Source organism: Thiorhodococcus drewsii AZ1, assembly GCF_000224065.1.
GTDB lineage: Bacteria > Pseudomonadota > Gammaproteobacteria > Chromatiales > Chromatiaceae > Imhoffiella > Imhoffiella drewsii.
The window spans coordinates 89,465-107,049 of the sequence record NZ_AFWT01000020.1 but is presented as its reverse complement, the minus strand read 5'-3'; the positions used below and the strand labels follow the sequence as shown (position 1 = coordinate 107,049).

General features: G+C 59.2%; 9 protein-coding genes. 5 read left to right on the top strand and 4 right to left on the bottom strand.

Translation table 11 applies throughout. The annotated features are described in order from the left end of the window. The first annotated feature begins 130 nt into the window (after window positions 1-130). Window positions 131-5,680, top strand: coding sequence for a DUF4214 domain-containing protein (locus THIDRDRAFT_RS24685; RefSeq protein WP_007041629.1), 5,550 nt, complete (start codon window positions 131-133; stop codon window positions 5,678-5,680). Window positions 5,681-5,765: 85 nt separating this feature from the next. On the opposite strand, the gene THIDRDRAFT_RS14560 is transcribed toward THIDRDRAFT_RS24685, so the two are convergent. Further along, complete coding sequence (locus THIDRDRAFT_RS14560; RefSeq protein ID WP_007041628.1) at window positions 5,766-6,425, bottom strand: ISAzo13-like element transposase-related protein; 660 nt, start codon at window positions 6,423-6,425, stop codon at window positions 5,766-5,768. Between the two features lie 334 nt (window positions 6,426-6,759). Between THIDRDRAFT_RS14560 and THIDRDRAFT_RS14555 the strand changes: the two genes are divergently transcribed. Both THIDRDRAFT_RS14555 and THIDRDRAFT_RS14550 read left to right on the top strand, forming a co-directional pair. After that, entirely contained in the window at window positions 6,760-7,788 is a 1,029-nt protein-coding gene (locus THIDRDRAFT_RS14555) for a right-handed parallel beta-helix repeat-containing protein (RefSeq protein ID WP_007041627.1), read from the top strand. Beyond that, window positions 7,727-11,620 carry a right-handed parallel beta-helix repeat-containing protein gene (locus THIDRDRAFT_RS14550; RefSeq protein ID WP_007041626.1) on the top strand — a complete coding sequence of 1,298 codons (3,894 nt, stop codon included), beginning with the start codon at window positions 7,727-7,729 and terminating at the stop codon, window positions 11,618-11,620. The genes THIDRDRAFT_RS14555 and THIDRDRAFT_RS14550 overlap by 62 nt, the downstream gene beginning before the upstream one ends. A gap of 347 nt (window positions 11,621-11,967) precedes the next feature. Here the strand turns inward: THIDRDRAFT_RS14550 and THIDRDRAFT_RS14545 are convergent, their stop codons facing one another. Then, window positions 11,968-12,471, bottom strand: a complete 504-nt coding sequence (locus THIDRDRAFT_RS14545; RefSeq protein WP_007041625.1) for a GNAT family N-acetyltransferase — start codon at window positions 12,469-12,471, stop codon at window positions 11,968-11,970. Continuing rightward, on the bottom strand, window positions 12,468-12,743 hold the full coding sequence (locus tag THIDRDRAFT_RS14540) for a type II toxin-antitoxin system TacA family antitoxin (protein WP_007041624.1): 276 nt from the start codon (window positions 12,741-12,743) through the stop codon (window positions 12,468-12,470). The genes THIDRDRAFT_RS14545 and THIDRDRAFT_RS14540 overlap by 4 nt, the downstream gene beginning before the upstream one ends. Window positions 12,744-13,056: 313 nt before the next feature. On the opposite strand from THIDRDRAFT_RS14540, the gene THIDRDRAFT_RS14535 reads away from it, so the two are divergent. Then, entirely contained in the window at window positions 13,057-13,989 is a 933-nt protein-coding gene (locus tag THIDRDRAFT_RS14535; protein WP_007041623.1) for an ROK family protein, read from the top strand. A 198-nt stretch (window positions 13,990-14,187) separates the two neighbouring features. On the opposite strand, the gene THIDRDRAFT_RS14530 is transcribed toward THIDRDRAFT_RS14535, so the two are convergent. Further along, entirely contained in the window at window positions 14,188-16,374 is a 2,187-nt protein-coding gene (locus tag THIDRDRAFT_RS14530) for a methyl-accepting chemotaxis protein (RefSeq protein WP_007041622.1), read from the bottom strand. Window positions 16,375-16,836: 462 nt separating this feature from the next. Between THIDRDRAFT_RS14530 and THIDRDRAFT_RS14525 the strand changes: the two genes are divergently transcribed. Further along, window positions 16,837-17,526 (top strand): histidine phosphatase family protein, encoded by a 690-nt coding sequence (locus THIDRDRAFT_RS14525; RefSeq protein WP_007041621.1) that lies wholly within the window; start codon window positions 16,837-16,839, stop codon window positions 17,524-17,526. The last annotated feature ends 59 nt before the right edge of the window (window positions 17,527-17,585 follow it).

Sequence of the window (17,585 nt, the reverse complement as noted above, 5' to 3'; positions counted from 1 at the left end):
CAATCTCGTTGACGGTTTTCACCCCACGGGTGGCCTCCAAGGCCACTTTGGCTTTGAACGCGGCGGCGTAGGTTTTGCGCTTTGCTTCACCCATTGTGATCAACCCTTTCGTGCCGGCCTGACAACTTAAATGACTGTCCGATTTTTAGGGTCCACTTTATCTACCAGTAACGACAATCCTCCAGTCGTAACAATTAATACTCCTGGAGGCGGTTCAAATAATCCCAAGACCAATGGGTTTTCCTTAGAAGTTACGGTGACTGATGATATAGGATTAGTAGCGGCTACCTACGACGTACAGACCTCTTCAGGTAGTTCGACCGGGCAAAAGGGAAGCGCAGACCTGACGGGGACTGGAGCAACCGCAATCTTTGCGATTGATCTCGATAGCTTAGAGTCTGGTTCATATAAGATTGAAGTTGGAGCAACTGACACCAGCCACCAACAGGCGGATCAGCAATACTATTGGTTTCAAAAATCTGAAATTTCAGAGACATGGGGGATACCAAGCACTGAGCGACAAGCTTTGATCGCCTTATACAATGCGACCAATGGCCCTCAGTGGAAAGACCATACGGGTTGGTTGGGTGCGGTAGGCACAGAGTGCACCTGGCCTGTCTGGTATGGCATATTGTGTTCTCGTGATTCTACCGGCCAGGTACATGTAGCTTCACTAGAATTGCCAGACAACAGGTTGAGCGGGAGCTTACCAACAGAATTGGAACAATTGACTGAATTACGGTATATAAATCTAGAGAATAATAAACTTACCGGATCTTTTCCGCTTTCACTATTGAATCTTAATCAGCTCGCACGTATCAAATTCGGGCATAACCAATTCAACGGTACTATTCCAGAGGCGCTGGGCAATCTTGATCTAATAACTTTAGATCTTCGCAATAACCAGTTCAGTGGAGCTATTCCGGCGACCTTGGGTAATATGGGTCAACTGGGCCGGTTAGAGCTCGGAAATAATCAGCTCTCTGGAGATATACCAAAAGAACTAGGCGATCTCGACCAGATTCAGTGGCTTGCAATCGAGAATAACCAGCTAACTGGATCTATTCCAAGGGAACTGGGAGGTCTCGATCACCTTAAGGGGCTAAAGCTCAATCTTAACCAACTCAGTGGGGCCCTTCCTCCGGAATTGGGGGATCTCGGAAAACTCACATATTTAGGTCTCGACGATAACCAGCTTAGTGGAGCCATCCCTTCTGAGTTGGGGAATTTAGATCAGCTAGGTTGGCTGGAACTCGGAAACAATCAGCTTACTGGAACTATTCCTGAAGAACTAGGCAATCTGGGCCAGTTAATCTGGTTGAACCTTGGAGGTAATCAGCTCAGTGGTGCTATCCCGCCAGAGTTGGCGAATCTTGGCAAAATAGAGGGATTGACCGTCTACAACAACCAGCTTAGTGGACCTATCCCTGCAGCCTTGGGAAATCTAGAAACGCTAACTTACTTGAGTCTCGAAAGTAACAAGTTTAGTGGAGATGTTCCTGGAGAGATTGGGCAGCTTTCCAACCTGACAGAACTCTATCTAAACAATAACAACATTACAGGAATTGCAAAAGGATTAGCCCAATTAAATACTTTAAGCGTTCTTAAGGTGGCCGACAATTGCCTTAAAGCATCGACCCTGGATTCAGCAGTTGTTAGTTTCCTCGATGCAAACGATCCGGGATGGGAAAATAGTCAAAAAACCACATGCGGTATCCCCGAGCCGGGTCCGGGTAATAAACCTGTGGTTAGCCAGGTAAGCATCGGTGCGACAGGCAGCCTCTTTGGCGGCAGTTTTATGATTACCGATAGCGATGGTGATGAAGTCAAGAATCTTCGCGTATTCTTTAGTGATGGAAAGGGGAATGTCTGTCATACCGATTATCTCAAAGCAGGTTATGAGGTTCCAGTCGAGACTGGCCTGATCAATTTCAGCACGCGCGACTGTGTGACATTGTTGGATTCGAGTAGCGATATCACCTGGGAAGTCGAAGCCTACGATACGCAAGGGTTACACGCTGATCCGGTTCAGGGAAAGGTCGTCAGGACAAGTAGCAATCATGTTCCGGTTGGAGCAACGGTTCGTTGGGATAGCGTCCCAGACGAATTACAAGTTGGTGTGTCGTATACCCTAGAGCTTTCTTTGGTTGATTCGAGTGGAGTTATCGTTTCTGGATTCTCTGGTCCTGCAGCGATGTGGGCGACCGGCATCGATATCGAGACCTTAGGTGGTCTCGACGCAGGCGGTCGACGGTTGGTTTGGTTTGATGGAGGACAGGCTTACATCACTGGCTTTAGAGCCATTACGGAGGGATTGGGCGCTTTATCCGTTCAAGTTCCAGTAGTGTTTGACAGTCAAATGACGGCAACAGCAGAAGGATCTAGGGCGCTCGGGGTGGATTCTAAATTAACCTCCGGGGTCGGAAGTCTGGATAGCCAGCACCCTATATCGAGCATCCTTTATGGAAACTGTGAAGAGGCCTATCTGAACACTATTGTGCGTGTCCCGCTAACACAAAAGGGAATACCTATAACTGGAACTCTTCAATATCGGTTATCGGAAACATCACCGTGGGTGAGTATGGAGAAGAAGAAGTATTTTTATTCCATCGCAACACGGGAGGAGTGGAATAGCCGAACTCCTATTTTGCAACTTGGAAAATCAATAGATATCAGATATAAGCTCGATGAGTCTTGGATAACGGCTGGATATACTGATAATAGTAGTGAGTATCAGTATAGATATACCCATACTGCTTGTGATCACGGCAATACAAGTTATACAGTCCCATCGAAAGGACTCTTTGCGAAACCCGTCTTCGTAAATCAAGGGCGGCCTGTGTTGTTGGTTCATGGAATCTTTGGAAGTACACTAGGTGCGAGGAGTGCCAGATACCCAAGGATGCCGAAACAGATTTGTCAGAAAGCACAAGGCGGGCGGGATGCGGCTTTCAATGATCCGGATTGCGATAACCTAGAGTTTTTTACTACTTGGGGGCCGCAGGTTCCGGTGTTTGGAATGGATCCGACAGGATGGACTGATCTCGAGTCGGATCTAATAGCAAGGGGATTTGTAGTCTATCGAGTGGCATGGGATTGGCGCGCAACCTTACATGATAACGTCTATAATTATCTCATTCCTGCCATCGATAATGCGCTGAATGACGCAAAAAATCGAAATTCCAGGTATGAAAAAGTGGATATCATCGCCCATTCCATGGGCGGACTTCTGACGCGGTATTTGATTCAATTATCAGGTCAACTGCAAGCTAACCAAATTGACCGTTTTATTATGATTGGAACCCCCAACGGCGGATCGGTAAAGACCTATTATTTCTTGTCAGCTGCAGATCCCTTGAGCCTTGACATATCGACTGAGGAGTTGGGCTTGGCTGGCAGGGTCATTGCACCCCTATTTTACTCGTCTACTGCCAACAATCTTTTTATTGCAGCGTTTGGATCCGCGTTGTTGCGTGACAGTAGAAACAATCTTGATGATGAAGCGAATATAGATGAAGGGGGCGGGGTCTATGGCTACACTGACAAGTGGCGCGGCGATACACGTCTTCGGCGTCGTGCAATCAGAGCGCTCGCACCTGGCGGTAACGCATTGCTGCCATTGAGTAACGCTAAGATCTTTGGCCCACTGCGGTATGGCCACACTACAGAAGAAAACTACGAGTTGGAGAGATTGTATGCGGTTAGGGATAGGAATCTTATCTGCAATCCTTTGAGTGCTGATGGCTTAAAGAATCCACTAAGTCCAGACAAGATAGAAACATGGCTGATCTTGACGGATAAACCACAGGCGCATATGCCTCGCTATGCTTTTGTCTATAATCCGGCATGCCAATCCAGCACATGTAGCGATGATATCGATAACTATTGGCCACAAACCGATTCTTCAACAAACAACTTTGTTTTTGAATCTGCTAATGGTGATGGCACGGTTCCTACTGATCTTGCAAAAATGGGACTTGAGGCATTGGACTCTGCTGGTAACGATTGCATTCTTGAGATTGGTAACAACGATCACGGCACCCAACCGGATGATCCTGTCATTCAAGAGAAAATTTTTGAAATTCTCCAAGCAGGAAGAGCGTCATTAGAATCTGCTAGCATGGTAGGTAACCTCAGCTCAGATCTTGCATTAACAAGTGCCCAGTCAGCAGAGGCTGTGGAAACATCTGAAATACGTGTTCAGGTGTGGGAGGCGTTACCGCTCATGCTGACAGGGCCGGGAGGAACCATCGGCAACGCTAGCGAGGAATCTGACACTAGCCTTCTTGATGGTGAGTTCTCGACCGAGTCAAACGCCACCTCGTTGTTGCTCAGGGATTTTGATGCGGGGCGCTACAGTATTCAAATCCATCCGCGAATCGGTTTTGAAGATCGGCTCTTTTTCATTGATTTCGAAACCCGAGTTAACGGGGAGATGCGGACGCTTCGTGCCAGCGTATTGAAAACCGATGGCGTAGATGAGATCTCCTTTGATCTCTCCGACGATGGTGCCTTGTCGATTGTCGATCAGCCAAAACGCCCGATAGACCTCAGTGTTTCTTATTCTGAAGACCAGTCTGAGACGATCCTGACTTGGGTAGCGCCTGCCGATACGACTGTGACCGGTTACCGAATCTTCAGTCGTGAAGAAGGTAGCCTAAACTTTCAGCTCGATGAGGAGCTTGCTGGAACACTCACACGCTATACCGACAACACCCCAGCGGTTGCAAGCGGTAGTAGCGCATTGGCGCGCGAGTATGTGATTGTGGCGATCAATGCAAACGGTAAGGAGAGTTTCGTCAGTAGCATAGTCAGTTCGCGAAGCCTCGAATCGCCCGACGACATCGCGTTAGCGCCGAGTGATTCTCAGTCAATACCGCAATGGGTCTATTCCAATCCGGCTGTGGTCAGTGGAATCAATGTGCCGGTTTCTATTTCGATCGCCAATGGTGAGTACAGTATCGACGACGTTTCTTTCACGACGGAGCCTGGGATTGTTCAGAGTGGTCAGTCTGTCACGGTTCGAGTGGCCGAATCTGATTTTGCGGATCCCAATGTGCAAGCGACCTTATCAGTGGGGGGGCGGACGTTCTTTTTCTCGACAGACGAGATTGAACAAGTGCAGCGTGATACCGCTTGGCGTGCTACAGAGATATACATCGCGACAATGGGGTATTCTCCTGACAATGAAGGTCTGCAATATTGGATCGGAAACATCGACGATGCAGGTTGGACTCCAACTGCCGTGGCACAAAGTTTTTTTGATCAACCACTCGTCAAAGAGAAGTATCCCGATGATTTGGGTTATGAGGAGCTCATAGAAGCCCTGTATCAAAACATATTCGGACGTTCTGCAGACGCGGACGGTAAGGCCTATTGGCTTGAACAGTTGAACGCCGGGCTGGTACGGCGTAATGAAATGATTATCACTTTAATCGAGGGAGGATGGGCCAATCCGGATGCTGTTGACGATATGGCGCGCTTCGGCAACCAGGTGAAAGTGGGTCTGGCCTTCGCCGCTGAGCAGGCAGTACGCGAGATTGCCTATAGCAGATTAAGCGAGGAACAACAAACCAGGCTGCGGATGCTAGGGGCCCAGATCTTAATGGTCGTCACAGCGGACAACGAGACGCGTTCTACAGCCATTGCAAGCATTCCGGACCTGCTTGATTCGCTTTAGGGCATCTCGTTTACACACATCTCCGCTGATCTGTTCATAAGGGGCTGTTTACTAACAAATGGTGCATTTGAATGGATGAGTTCCCTCAAACTCCATTGGCGTCGACAACATAGTTCCATGCTCCGAGCGTTTCATCATGATGAATGAACTGGTCTTTGATGGCGCGGAAGATCTCAGAGCACTTACGCCCCGCCTCATACACGCGATCAAGGAGGCAGGCCGTCACGCGCAGTCCGGTGTCGGTGGTGGTGCGCTCCACCGCCTTGAGCACCGTCTCAGGGGTATCGAGGATCTGTCCGCGCAGGCTGTGCTCGACCTGACTGGACAGGCGATGCTCGATGGGATGCCATTTCGAGGTGTATGGCGGGTAGTGGGCGATGCGCAAACGCATGCCGAGGCGCCGACTGAGTGCGACCAGGTCTTCCTTGAAGCGCCAGGAGCGCGCGGCATTGGCCCCGCCGGCATCAAAGGTCAAGAATACCTCCGTGGCCGTCGGATAGCGGGCGTGGAACTGCTGCTCCCAGGCCAAGGCGATAGCATCGCAGACGAAGGCGCTGGCCTCGCGCGAATTGCCGAGGGTGCGGAAGCCGACACTATCGTCACTGATCTGGCGGACCCCGCAACCGGGTCCAGCGGGGCGCCTCGGCCAGGCTCGCCGTGGAACATGGCCCCTGCAGGCCTGCGAGACGGGGGGCGCTCGGCGCGCCGAGCGCGTGCGGGGTGTGCGCGGATCAAGACGGCACAAGGACTGAGCGCTCGGGCGGGGCGGGAAGGGGAGGCGAGGGGAATCCACCCCGGCGAGGCGTGGAACAGGCGTGGAACGGCTCAGCGATCGGGGCGGTCACCGCATGCAGGCGCGTCAGGCCGGGGCCGCCATGGGCGCCACTTCGCGCGGCGCGACGTCACCTGTGGGCATCCTCGCGCACCTGCCAGCCGGGCTGGTGTGGGCTTCGCCTGGAAGCAGGCGAAGATCGCCAGACGCCATGGGGCCGTGTCCTCCGCCCGAGAGTCGCTCGATTCAAGGAGCGTGGATCCTGTAACCTATCGATCCTTCCCGCTCAGCGTCCTGGATGGACATCATGCACTCGGAACGGTCTCGGAATGCTGTCGTTGTATGCACCCCAGACACTGGCTGGGACGGCCTCGCCGAGGCCCTGGCGGCGGCCGGTCCCGGCGATCGCATCCGTTGCGCCGCCGGGGATTACCACGGCGCGGTGACGCTTCGGGTGCCGACCGGGGTGACGCTCGAGGCGGATCCGGGGGCCAGCCTCCTCTGGACCGGGACCGGCTCGGCGCTCCAGGTCGAGGGGGAGGCTGTCGCGATCAAGGGGATCGCAATCCGGGCATCCAGACCACCCAGCGGTGACCAGGACGACTCTTCTGACCGCATCTATGAGGCCCTGCTGCTCATCCTCGACAGCCATGGCGTCCAGGTCACGGATTGCAGCTTCCGCAAGGGCGGCGAGGATTTCTATGGCATCTCCATCCGTCGCTCGAAGGCGGTCGTGATCGAGACCTGTGTGGCCGAGGGATGCCGCAACGGTATCGCTGCCTGGTCCTCCGAGTGGTGTGGCACGGCGAATCGGTGCTTCGGAAACGTTGGAAATGGCATCGCGTTGGGTCGGGATCCGGAGACGCTGGATGTTCCGTCCAGTGCGCCGTTGCTCGCCAACCGTTGCCACGACAATCAGGGGCCGGGCGTGCTCTTCTCCTCCTCCCATGGGCGCGCCGAGGGCAATGACTGCTGGGGGAATGGCGCTGGAATCGTCGCGCAGCGCGACGAGAACTCCCCGGATGCCCCCTCGGACGTGGCGCTGCTCGGAAACCGCTGCCACGACAATCAGGAGGCGGGCGTGGTCTTCTTATCCTCCCAAGGGTGCGCCGAGGGCAATGACTGCTGGGGGAATGGCACATCGGGAATCACCGCGCAGCGCGGCTCGAATTCCCCGGATGCCCCCTCGGACGTGGCGCTGCTCGCCAACCGCTGCCACGACAATCAGGAGGCGGGCGTGGGGTTCGCCTCCTCCCAAGGGCGCGCCGAGGGCAATGACTGGCTGGGGGAATGGCGCACAGGGAATCGCCGCGCAGCGCGACCCGAAGTCCCCTGAAGCCCCCTCGGACGTGGCGCTGCTCGCCAACCGCTGCCACGACAATCAGCAGGCGGGCGTGGCGTTCGGCTCATCCCAAGGGTGCGCCGAAAGCAATGACTGCTGGGGGAATGGCACATCGGGCATCGCCGCGGCGCGCGACCCGATCTCCCCGGATGCCCCCTCGGACGTGGCGCTGCTCGCCAACCGCTGCCACGACAATCAGCAGGCGGGCGTGCTGTTCACCTCCTCCCAAGGGCGCGCCGAGGGCAATGACTGCTGGGGGAATGGCGATTCGGGCATCATCGCGCAGCGCGACCCGAAGTCCCCTGATGCCCCCTCGGAGGTGGCGCTGTTGGGCAACCGTTGCGACCACAACATCGGCGCCGGCATCAGATTCCAGTCGTCGACGGGACACTGCATCGGGAACCGCTGTTGGGCGAATCAAGGGGGAGATCGACCAGCGGAGGAGCGCGCCTTCAAGGATCCCGATCACCCGACTCTCGGCTTGCTACCGGAGTCGGAGGTCAGGGTCACCGACCATGCGACGACGCCACCGCCCGAGGATCCGGCGATCGAGCGCCTGGCTGCGCGATCGGATGGGCCCTTGATCCAGGCCCTGATGGCGGCTGAGGCGCCCGATTCCGTCTGGCTGGCCGACTATCTGGGCAGCGGCTGCCGGTCCTGCTTTGTGCGCTTCTGGCTCGGTGAGACGGTGGACTCCATCACGCGCCCAGCGTCGCTGGAGAGCAGGGCAGAGCCGATGACCGCAACGGCGGATACGCCACGGCTGTATCAGCTCAAACTCGGCGAGACGCCGTCACCCTCCCTGGCCAGCACCGCGCCTGACCGGAGTTCCACGCGGGCGATTCAGACGGCGACAGAGGACCAGACGTCTCACGCCTCGGTAGCGGGCGTGTTCGACAGGTTCGTCGAAGAGTGGCTCGATGGCAGCGGAGACTTGTGGTCGCGCACCAAGGACATGGACCGCGCCAAGGCCAGCGCTGGATCCGACCCGGCGGGACTGGCCTGGAGTCTGGCGGTGGTCTGCGTCGACACCCATTCGTTGGAAGCCGCGCTCACGTCTTTGGCCGAAGACGCCGAGGCGCGCCTTGACCCCATCGTCATGGGCTGGAGCGATGAACATCAAGATCCAAGCGCCCGCCTGCCGTCTCTGAGTCCCCCGCTGGTCGTCGATCTGACCGGTATGGCGGCGACGCGCGAGCCGCTGCGCGACCTGTTCGAGGGGCAGTTCCTGAAGTCCGCCACCGAGTCGCGGGGACGCGCGGGTGGCTGGGGGCGATGGACGCGTCGCGCGGCGGAGCAGGTCCGCGAGCTGCTGGTGATGCCGTTTGAGATACCGCTCCAGGCCCTAGGCTTGACGTTGCTCGCCATCGGACTGGGATGGCTGCTGACCTGGGACTTGGCCGGCTACCCGGCACTCACGGGTCTGGTGGCGCGGGACGGGGTGCATCTGGAGGCGCTGATCGCGGCGGCATCGGAACAATGGCACACCGTGGCATGGAGCCAGCGGGGTGTGTGGCTTGCAACCGTGGTCGCCGCCGTCTTGTTCTGGACCGGCATCCTGAATCTGATGCTGCCAGCGCGTCTCCATGTGCGCGTGCCGCTGGCTCACTTTCTCTTCGATGTCGTGCGCCTGGCGACGCTTGGGGCGTTTGCCGAAGTGCCGCCCAAATTGGCCAAGACGGGGCTTGGTCGCTGGTTTGGCAAGGTTTCAACGCGATTGGACGAGGCGGCCGCTGTGCGTTGGGCCGAGCATCACCTGTTCGGCGTGCCTTGGCGCTCGGTGGATCTCGGGCTGGTGGTGTTGAAGGGCGTGGATACGCTGTCCGATACGGACCTGCAGTGGCTGAATGTCCTCGCAAGACGCCGCCACCGGGGGCAAGGGCTGCTGGTGGTGATCCACATGCGCGATCTCGCGCATGTGGCGGGGAGCTGGCTGCCACTGATGACGGCCGAGAACGCGCCCTGGCAGACATGCAAGCTGCTGCACGTCCCAGGCTTGGCGACGATCGTGCCCGAGGTCGCGCACGCATCCGACACCGGGCATCCGGCGAGGCATGACTGGACGATCGGTCTATCTCAACATTCTATGAGCGGGGATCCCATCACCCTCAGCGTCCCCGGAATCCCCGCGATCGGGTCCCAGACGCCGCTCGACGCCGACACTCCAGCAAGCGCGGCAGAGGGTGGCACCGGTGGCGACCTGGACGCGCGGGAGCAGCTCTCGATCCTGCTGGGCTGCAATCGGGATGCGCACGAGCAGGAGCGCTGCGCCGGGTCGCTCGCCGACGCAGACTGGACGGCGCTCGATTTGCTGCCGATGCTGGTTCTCGGCTCCCCGCCCATGGCGCCGATGATTCTGATCAAGAAAGAGGTTGATAGCTGGAAGCTGTACGGACCGGCGTGGCAGCGCGAAATTCGGCCATTCGTGACCCTGTTTCACGGACCTGACGATCAGGTCGATCCCGACCGGGAGACGTCCGAGAAGCTGGTCGACTACAGCGAGCGCGGACGTGCACTCACGACGCAGTTGATCAAAGGCGACCCGCCACGCTGGCAACAACTCATCGGTTTCGCCGGCGAACGGGTGGCCTTGGCTGCGGCCTTGCGCAACTGGATGGGGGCCGGCCCGGCGACCGAAGCCTATCTCGCGCGGCTGGTGGGCGGTGGCGAGCGCTATCACCTGCTGCGGTGTCTGGAGGCCATCACCGGCCAGCCGTGGGGCGAGATACCGGGCGCGGAAACGCACGAGCCGTCACCGTCGCTCAAGGAGCGCAACAGTGCGCGCTCGGCCCGTCCGGTAGCGACCGGCGCTGAACTCCCGCTGCACCTCGAAGCGGCGCTTTATCTGCGACGCGAGCGACTGGCACTCACCGACGCAGCCGATACCGTACTGGCCGAGACCCTGACGGCACCCCTGGAACAGACCTGGGATGCCTTGGGGGAGGCCCTGGAGAAACCGCTGCCCGACGGGCTCTGGAAAGACGCACAGGCGCGGCGGGCCGATGCCAGCCGCGTTCTCGTCGCCTATCTCGCGGCACGGTCTCTTGGCCGCGTGGAGCCCCAGCCTGCGGAGGATCCGGATCGGAGCGCCCTCGCGCAGGCCTTGGAGGTGTTCTCCCCACCGCCGCCCTGGGTCGATCGCATCCTTGCGGGCGATTCGCCGAGCCTGCGTCAGCTCTTTCATGAAGAGATCCGCCGCATGGCCAACCGGCTCGTCCTGCTCAAGCCGGCTGACGCCCGCGAGATCCTCGACCAACGCTTGCGCCAGGATTGGAGCCGGCTGCCCGACGATGTCAAGACATTGATCCGCACCGCTTGCCTCGAGGCCGGGCGTCGACTGGTGCGCTCCTTCCTGGAGGCGCCCGATGCGTCGGCGGTACTGGGTGTTGCGGAGAGCTTCGCGCAGCGCCCCGCGCTGGTCGTCGCAACCTTGTGTCAGCTCGCCTGCTGGCACCAGAGCGATCGGGGCCGAACGCGCGCGGCGGATCTGCTGCCGATCGGCCAGTTCGCGGTCAGGCTGCGGAGGCATTATGCCGAGTGGGATCGCGCGGATCCGGCCCCACTGCCGAGCCTGAATCGGCCGGCCGGCATGACGCCCGACGACACGCATCTGGTGGCGGAGCTGATCGCAGATACCGGGTTCGCCGATCGGCTGATCGCGGTCCTCGAACCGGGACTCGAACGGCGGCGTCGATCCCGCAAGACGATCCAAGCGATGGGATCCATCCAGCTGGAGGGACTGGCCATCGGCGTCTCCCTTCCGGCGAACCAAGCGCTCAATCAGCTTGATCCGGTGACGTTGATCAGTCTCCGGGCCGAGGACTGAATCCGCGCGCTGACGATAGGGGTAGACCCAGCGTCTGCGGCCATCTGAGGGCTGCTAACCTCCTTGGTCCGAAGCGTTGGTCAGCCTGCTGACGCGACCGTCTCTTCGACGCGGGGGGCGGTCACCGAACGCTCGTTGGCCGAACGACCGCAAAGGACGCTTTGCTGACGCTGGCGAGCACGCTCCGGATCGCCCGTGCATGAACCCTGATCCTCACGTTGCGATCGGACCAAAAGCGTCAGCAACACAAGGAAAAGCGAATCTACGGACGGTTACAGTGAAGAATGCGCTGCGCAGAATACATCTGACCCTGACCGCCGGGCGGCCTCACAAGTGCGTGGCCTCGCTCAACTGAGAAGTTTACGGAAAGTCGTGATCGGAGCGATGAGCTGGAGCGGATTGGAGACGAAGGCCGTGAATCCGTGGTGGCGGTAGAAGGTTGCTGCTTCGTTGTCCTTGGCATCGACCACCAGGGCAAAGACCGCGATTTCCGAGCGTAGGGCGCGCATCGCCGCGTTGAGTAGGAGCGCCCCCCCGAGTCCGCAGCCCTGGAAGCGCTGATCGATGGCAAGCCGTCCGATGCGGGCCGCCGGTACCGAGGGGTAATGGGGCAGTCGGCCTGCGACCTCGAGGGGAAGATCGGAGACCGGGACATCGGCTGCCGACAGCGTGTAGTAGCCCGCGATCCGTCCAGTGGCCTTATCCAGTGCTACGTAGCAGACGCTGACCCGGCGGCGCACATCCTGACTGGCCTGGGCCTTGAGGTAGCGATCCAACGGCTCGCTGCCGCAGCAAAAGTCCGAGCGATCCTCTTTGCCGAGAAGCCCGATCTCGAAGGGGCGATCCGTCATGGTTGACCGATCAGTGCCTCATGAGCGGCACGCGCACGCGCCAAAGCAGGCGTCGGCTGCGGGGGATTCAGCAACAGCTCCACGAAACGGCGTTGGTCCTCGACGGACAAGCGTATCGTTGACGCCTCCTCCAAGGTCCTGCGTGCCGCCGTCTCTGCCGCAGCGACGACGAACTCGCTCACCGAGCTGCCTTGCAGTTCTGCGGCCCGCTGTACCAGGACGAGGGTATCCGGTTTGACCCGGGCCTCGATACGTTTGGACTTTGTTTTCATCGTCGTCTCGCTCTATGAGTATGATGAAATTGTACGGTAAAAGCCCCGTACATAGCGAGAGTGCTCAACGATCCCTTCGCTGTAATTTCGCAAGCCCGTGCTGCGATCACGGTTCGCGAAAACGACTGTTTCTGCGGGATCTTGAATCTCAGAAAACGCGCGCTTAGCGGACGCTCAGGTTGGATGAGCCAGTGACCGGTCCTGGGATGAACCCGTCAGCACTGAAAAGGAAACCCTGAGAGCGAAGGCCACACGCCTTTTGACCGTGGGGTGATGATAACCTTGATGCCACCGATCCATTCAGGGGGCCCTCATGATTCGCATCGGAATCGATCTTGGCGGCACCAAGACCGAAATCATCGCGCTCGACCCCGATGGGCGCGAACGATGGCGTCGGCGTGTCCCGACACCTGCAGGTGATTATCGCGCCACGGTCGAAACGGTCTGCGACCTGGTGGAGGAAGCCGAGCGTGTGCTTGGGGCCGGTGCCTCTGTTGGGGTTGGCATTCCCGGGTCGGTTTCACCCCTGACCGGGCTCATTCGTAACGCCAATTCGACCTGTCTGATTGGACAGCCGCTGCGCAAGGATCTGGAGACGCGTTTGGGTCGTGAGGTCCGGCTGGCCAACGATGCCAACTGTCTGGCGATGTCGGAGGCGAGCGATGGTGCTGGCGCCGAGGCTGAAACGCTATTCGCCGCCATTCTCGGTACGGGCGTCGGCGGTGGTCTGGTCGTGCGTGGTCGTTTGCTGGTCGGGGCGAATGCCATCGCGGGCGAGTGGGGGCATTCGCCGCTGCCTTCACCTGAGAAGGAGGATTTGCCGTTGCCGAGCTGCTATTGCGGTCGTTCGGGTTGCATCGAAACCTATCTCTCCGGTCACGGTATGGCATTGGATCATGTGCGCCATACCGGTGTGGCGCTGGATGCGGTGGCCATCGCGGCGGGCGCCGAGGACGGCGATCCCGGATGCATTGAAACGCTGCAACGTTACGAGCGACGTCTGGCTCGCGCGCTTGCGGGTGTCGTCAATCTGCTGGATCCCGACGTCATCGTGCTCGGAGGCGGGCTCTCGAAGCTCGAACGGCTGTATCGGAATGTGCCCGGGCTGTGGGGTGCGTGGATCTTTTCCGATCAGATCTCGACCCGTCTGCTTCCGGCGAGGTATGGCGACGCTTCGGGCGTGCGGGGCGCTGCTTGGCTGTGGCCCATCGCGTCACTGCAAGAGAGTGGCGTGGCCTCTCGCTGAGCCTACCCCGATGAGCCACTGGCTGCGATTGGGATCAGCGCTTTTGGTCTTGCCGGTCTTTCGTGGCGTTCTTTGTGTGTTCCGGTTCCAGTCATGGCCGTCCATGGCCGGTTTTCGACCAGGCGTCGTGTCTCGGCGAGCCTGGTACAGTCGAGGAAGAGTCGATGCGAGGACGTGGTCCTCGCAAACTACCCGGTCCTACGTTGCCCGATTAGCATCGGCTTTTATGTTGAATTTGCGGACCAGCTGCTCCAGCTGCTTGGCCTGCTCGGTCAGTGTGTGTGCGGCCATCGAGGATTGCTCGGCGTTGTCGCTGTTGTGGTTGATGACCTCGTCGATTTGCCCTATGGCATCACTCAGCTGCTCGGTGCCGTTCGCTTGCTCGTTGGACGTCAGTGCGATATCCGCGACCAGCGAGGAGGATTCCGCCGCTTCGGTCACGATCTTTTGCAGGGCGTGCGCGGTCTCGTCCGTCAGCTCCATGCCCTTGACCGTGCGTTCGCCGGTCTTCTGAATCAGCTGAGCCGTTTGCTGGGCGGCCTCGGCGCTGCGGGCCGCGAGACGGCGTACCTCGTCGGCGACCACCGCGAAGCCGCGTCCGTGCTCGCCTGCTCGGGCCGCCTCGATCGCAGCGTTGAGCGCGAGCAGGTTGGTTTGAGCCGCGATCTCTTCGATCACGATGGTGATATTGGTGATGTCCTGGCCGGAGTGTTCGATGTCCCGCATGGCGGAGCGTAGACCCTCCATCAGTGTATTGCCTTGCTGCGCGGCTTGCTCGGTGCTGTTGGAGAGCGTGTTCGCCCTGTCCGCTTTTTCCGAGCTTTGGCGAATCTGTCCCGCCATCTGGTTGATGGTGGCGCTGATTTCGGTGACCGAGGCCGCCGATTGCGTGGCTCCGCTGGCGAAGCTCTGACTCAGGTCCGAGACCGACTGTGCTTTGTCGGTGATGAGCGCTGCGCCGGATTGGACTTGGGCGACCAACTGATTGAGGTTTTTAACCATGCGGCTGAGGGCGATTCCGAGCTGGTCCTTGTCGGACGCCAGTCGAACGTCGAGATCGAGCTCGCCTTGCGAGATCTGTTCCGCAAGCTCGGCGCGCTCCTGGAGGCTGTTGGCCATCTCGTCGAGGTTGTTGGTCAGTTGTCCGACTTCGTCCGCCGAGCGATGCGCGAGGCGTTGCGATAGGTCGCCGGCCCGAATGGTGCCAGCCAAGTCTGCGGCACGGCGAATTGGTCCCGCGATCGAGCGTGCGGCGAACCAGAGCGCCGCCATGGCGAGCAGGACGACCAGGATGCTGACGCCAACCTGCATCAGGGCACTACGCTTTCCTTGTTCGGCCATGTCCTGACTCAGTGCGCGTGCGCTGGCCAGAACCAAGTCGGTATCGACGGTCAGCATGAGCGACCAGATGGTGCCCGTGCGACCGATCTGGATCGGTGAGAAGACCTCGACCTTGTGCGACTCCTCATTGATTCTGGCGACGGCCTGTTTCTGCTGGATGATCTCCAGGCTGTTCTGCCAGCCATTCGTGTCGAGCGCCTTGAAATGCTGGCCGATGAGTTCGGGATGCTTGCTGGCCGCGATCAGGAGACCTTGATCGCTGACGATGGCGACGTCGCCCTGGCCGTCGAAGATCTGTTGGGAGACCTGCTTGCTGATCCGCTGGACGAAGTCCAGGTTGTAGTCCGTTCCGGCGACGCCTAGAAAGGTGTCCTGCACCAGGATCGGTGCCGATAGCGTGGCCAGCCAGACCTGCTTGCCCTGCACCACGTAGGGCAGGGGGGCCTGGATGCTTTCCTTGTGGGTCTTGCTGGGGTTGATGTACCAGCCGCCCTTCATGACGCCGTTCGGATGCGTATCCAGACTGTCGTACTCGACGAGTGCCTGGACATCGATCTTTCCGTTGGGGTCGCGCGTCCAGTAAGGCGTGAAGCGGCCGGTTTTGGTGTTATTCCCATTGCCCTCGTCCGTGAACAGAAGGTCTTGTCCTTCGATGGAGTTGGGTTCCCAGCAGGAGTAGGTGCCGTTGAATTCGGGATTTTCCTTGAGGACCTCCAGGAGAATGGCGTTGACGTCGCGCCGCTTTAGGCTGAGGTCGGCCGCAAGCCCTGTCTGCGTCTTTGAGACGGCGAAAATACCCGCCATCGTGCGTGCCGCATCGAGGGCGACATCGAATTTGGCGCGGATGTCTCCGGCATATTTGCCAGCGAGGTTCACGAGGCTGTCGAGAGCGGCCTTTTCGGCTTGTGTTTCGACCCGTTCGGAGACCAGATTCTGGGTGGAGTAGGCGGAATAGACGCCGTAGCCGACCAGAATGCCTGCGGTGGCGAGGAGGCAGGCCCCTCCGGTGAGCGCGATTTTTTGCTGGATGGATGTGATGGCCATCGTTTCTCCCTTCTCCCTCGGTTGGACTGGATTCGATGCGGTGTTGTTTTCGGTGCCTATTGTTGGCTGTAACGGGTGACTGCTGGTCCAGTCTCTTTGTGAGCCTGCGTTTTTGGCGTGTTGGCGATGCACCTTGATCCTGTGCGTCGGCCTGCTTCGAATTGGGGGCGATTGTGGCGGATGCCCAGTTCCTGGCTTATTTGGAGTGGGTTGCCTGTTGGGAGCTCGATCGAGGCATGGTAATGCGCGACCTGTGTGCGGTCGAGTGTTGGCGCTAGGCGGTTCTTGCGGAGGGAAAGGCTGTGTGGCACTAGGGTCAGGCGCGGGCGGGGGCTTGGGTGATGCCGCTCAGCCAGCGAACCCAGGTTCGGGATGAGCGAGACAGCGATCCGGTTAAGTCTGTGCGCTTGTCACGATCTGTGACGATAATGCGCACGAATAACCACGTGTGGAGAAGCAAACATGCCAACTCGAATCTATCTCGTCCGACATGGGGCGACCGAACTCACGGCCGAAGACCGTTTCGCCGGGTCGACGGATGTTCCGCTCTCCGACGAGGGGCGGCATCAGGCGGCGGCGCTGGCGGAGCGGCTGAAGTGCGATCGGCTCGACGGAATCTATGCCAGCCCCATGGGGCGCACCATCGAGACCGCGCGGATCGTCGGCGCGTCTCACGATTGTCAGGTTCAGGTCGAGCCGGATCTGCGCGAGATCGCCTACGGGCGCTGGGAGGGGCGGACGCGCGACGAGATCGAGCGCGAGTTTGCAGAGGAGTATGGGGCTTGGGAGGAAGATCCTTTGACGACGGCCCCGGCGGGCGGCGAATCCGGTATCCAGGTGCTTTCGCGTGCCTTGCCGGTGATGCGGCGCATCGTTCAGAGTCATCGCCATCAGTCCGTGCTCGTCGTGTCACACAAGGGGACCAATCGTCTCCTGATCAGCAGCCTGCTGGGGTTCGATGCGCGGGGTTACCGCGATCGGCTCGACCAGAGCCCCGCCGCTCTGAACATTCTGGAATTCGCCAACGACGTTCGCGCTCGGCTGCGGTTGTTCAACGACATCTCACACTATGACCCGCTGCCAGGGCGTTGCGCCGAGCAGCGGTTGTCGCGCTGGTGGAGCCAGCCTATCCAGGGGGATGACGGCGCCTGAGGCGTATCGAGGGTGTTCGTCTGCGGGATGGGGCTGATGGACGACACCCTTGTTGGCTC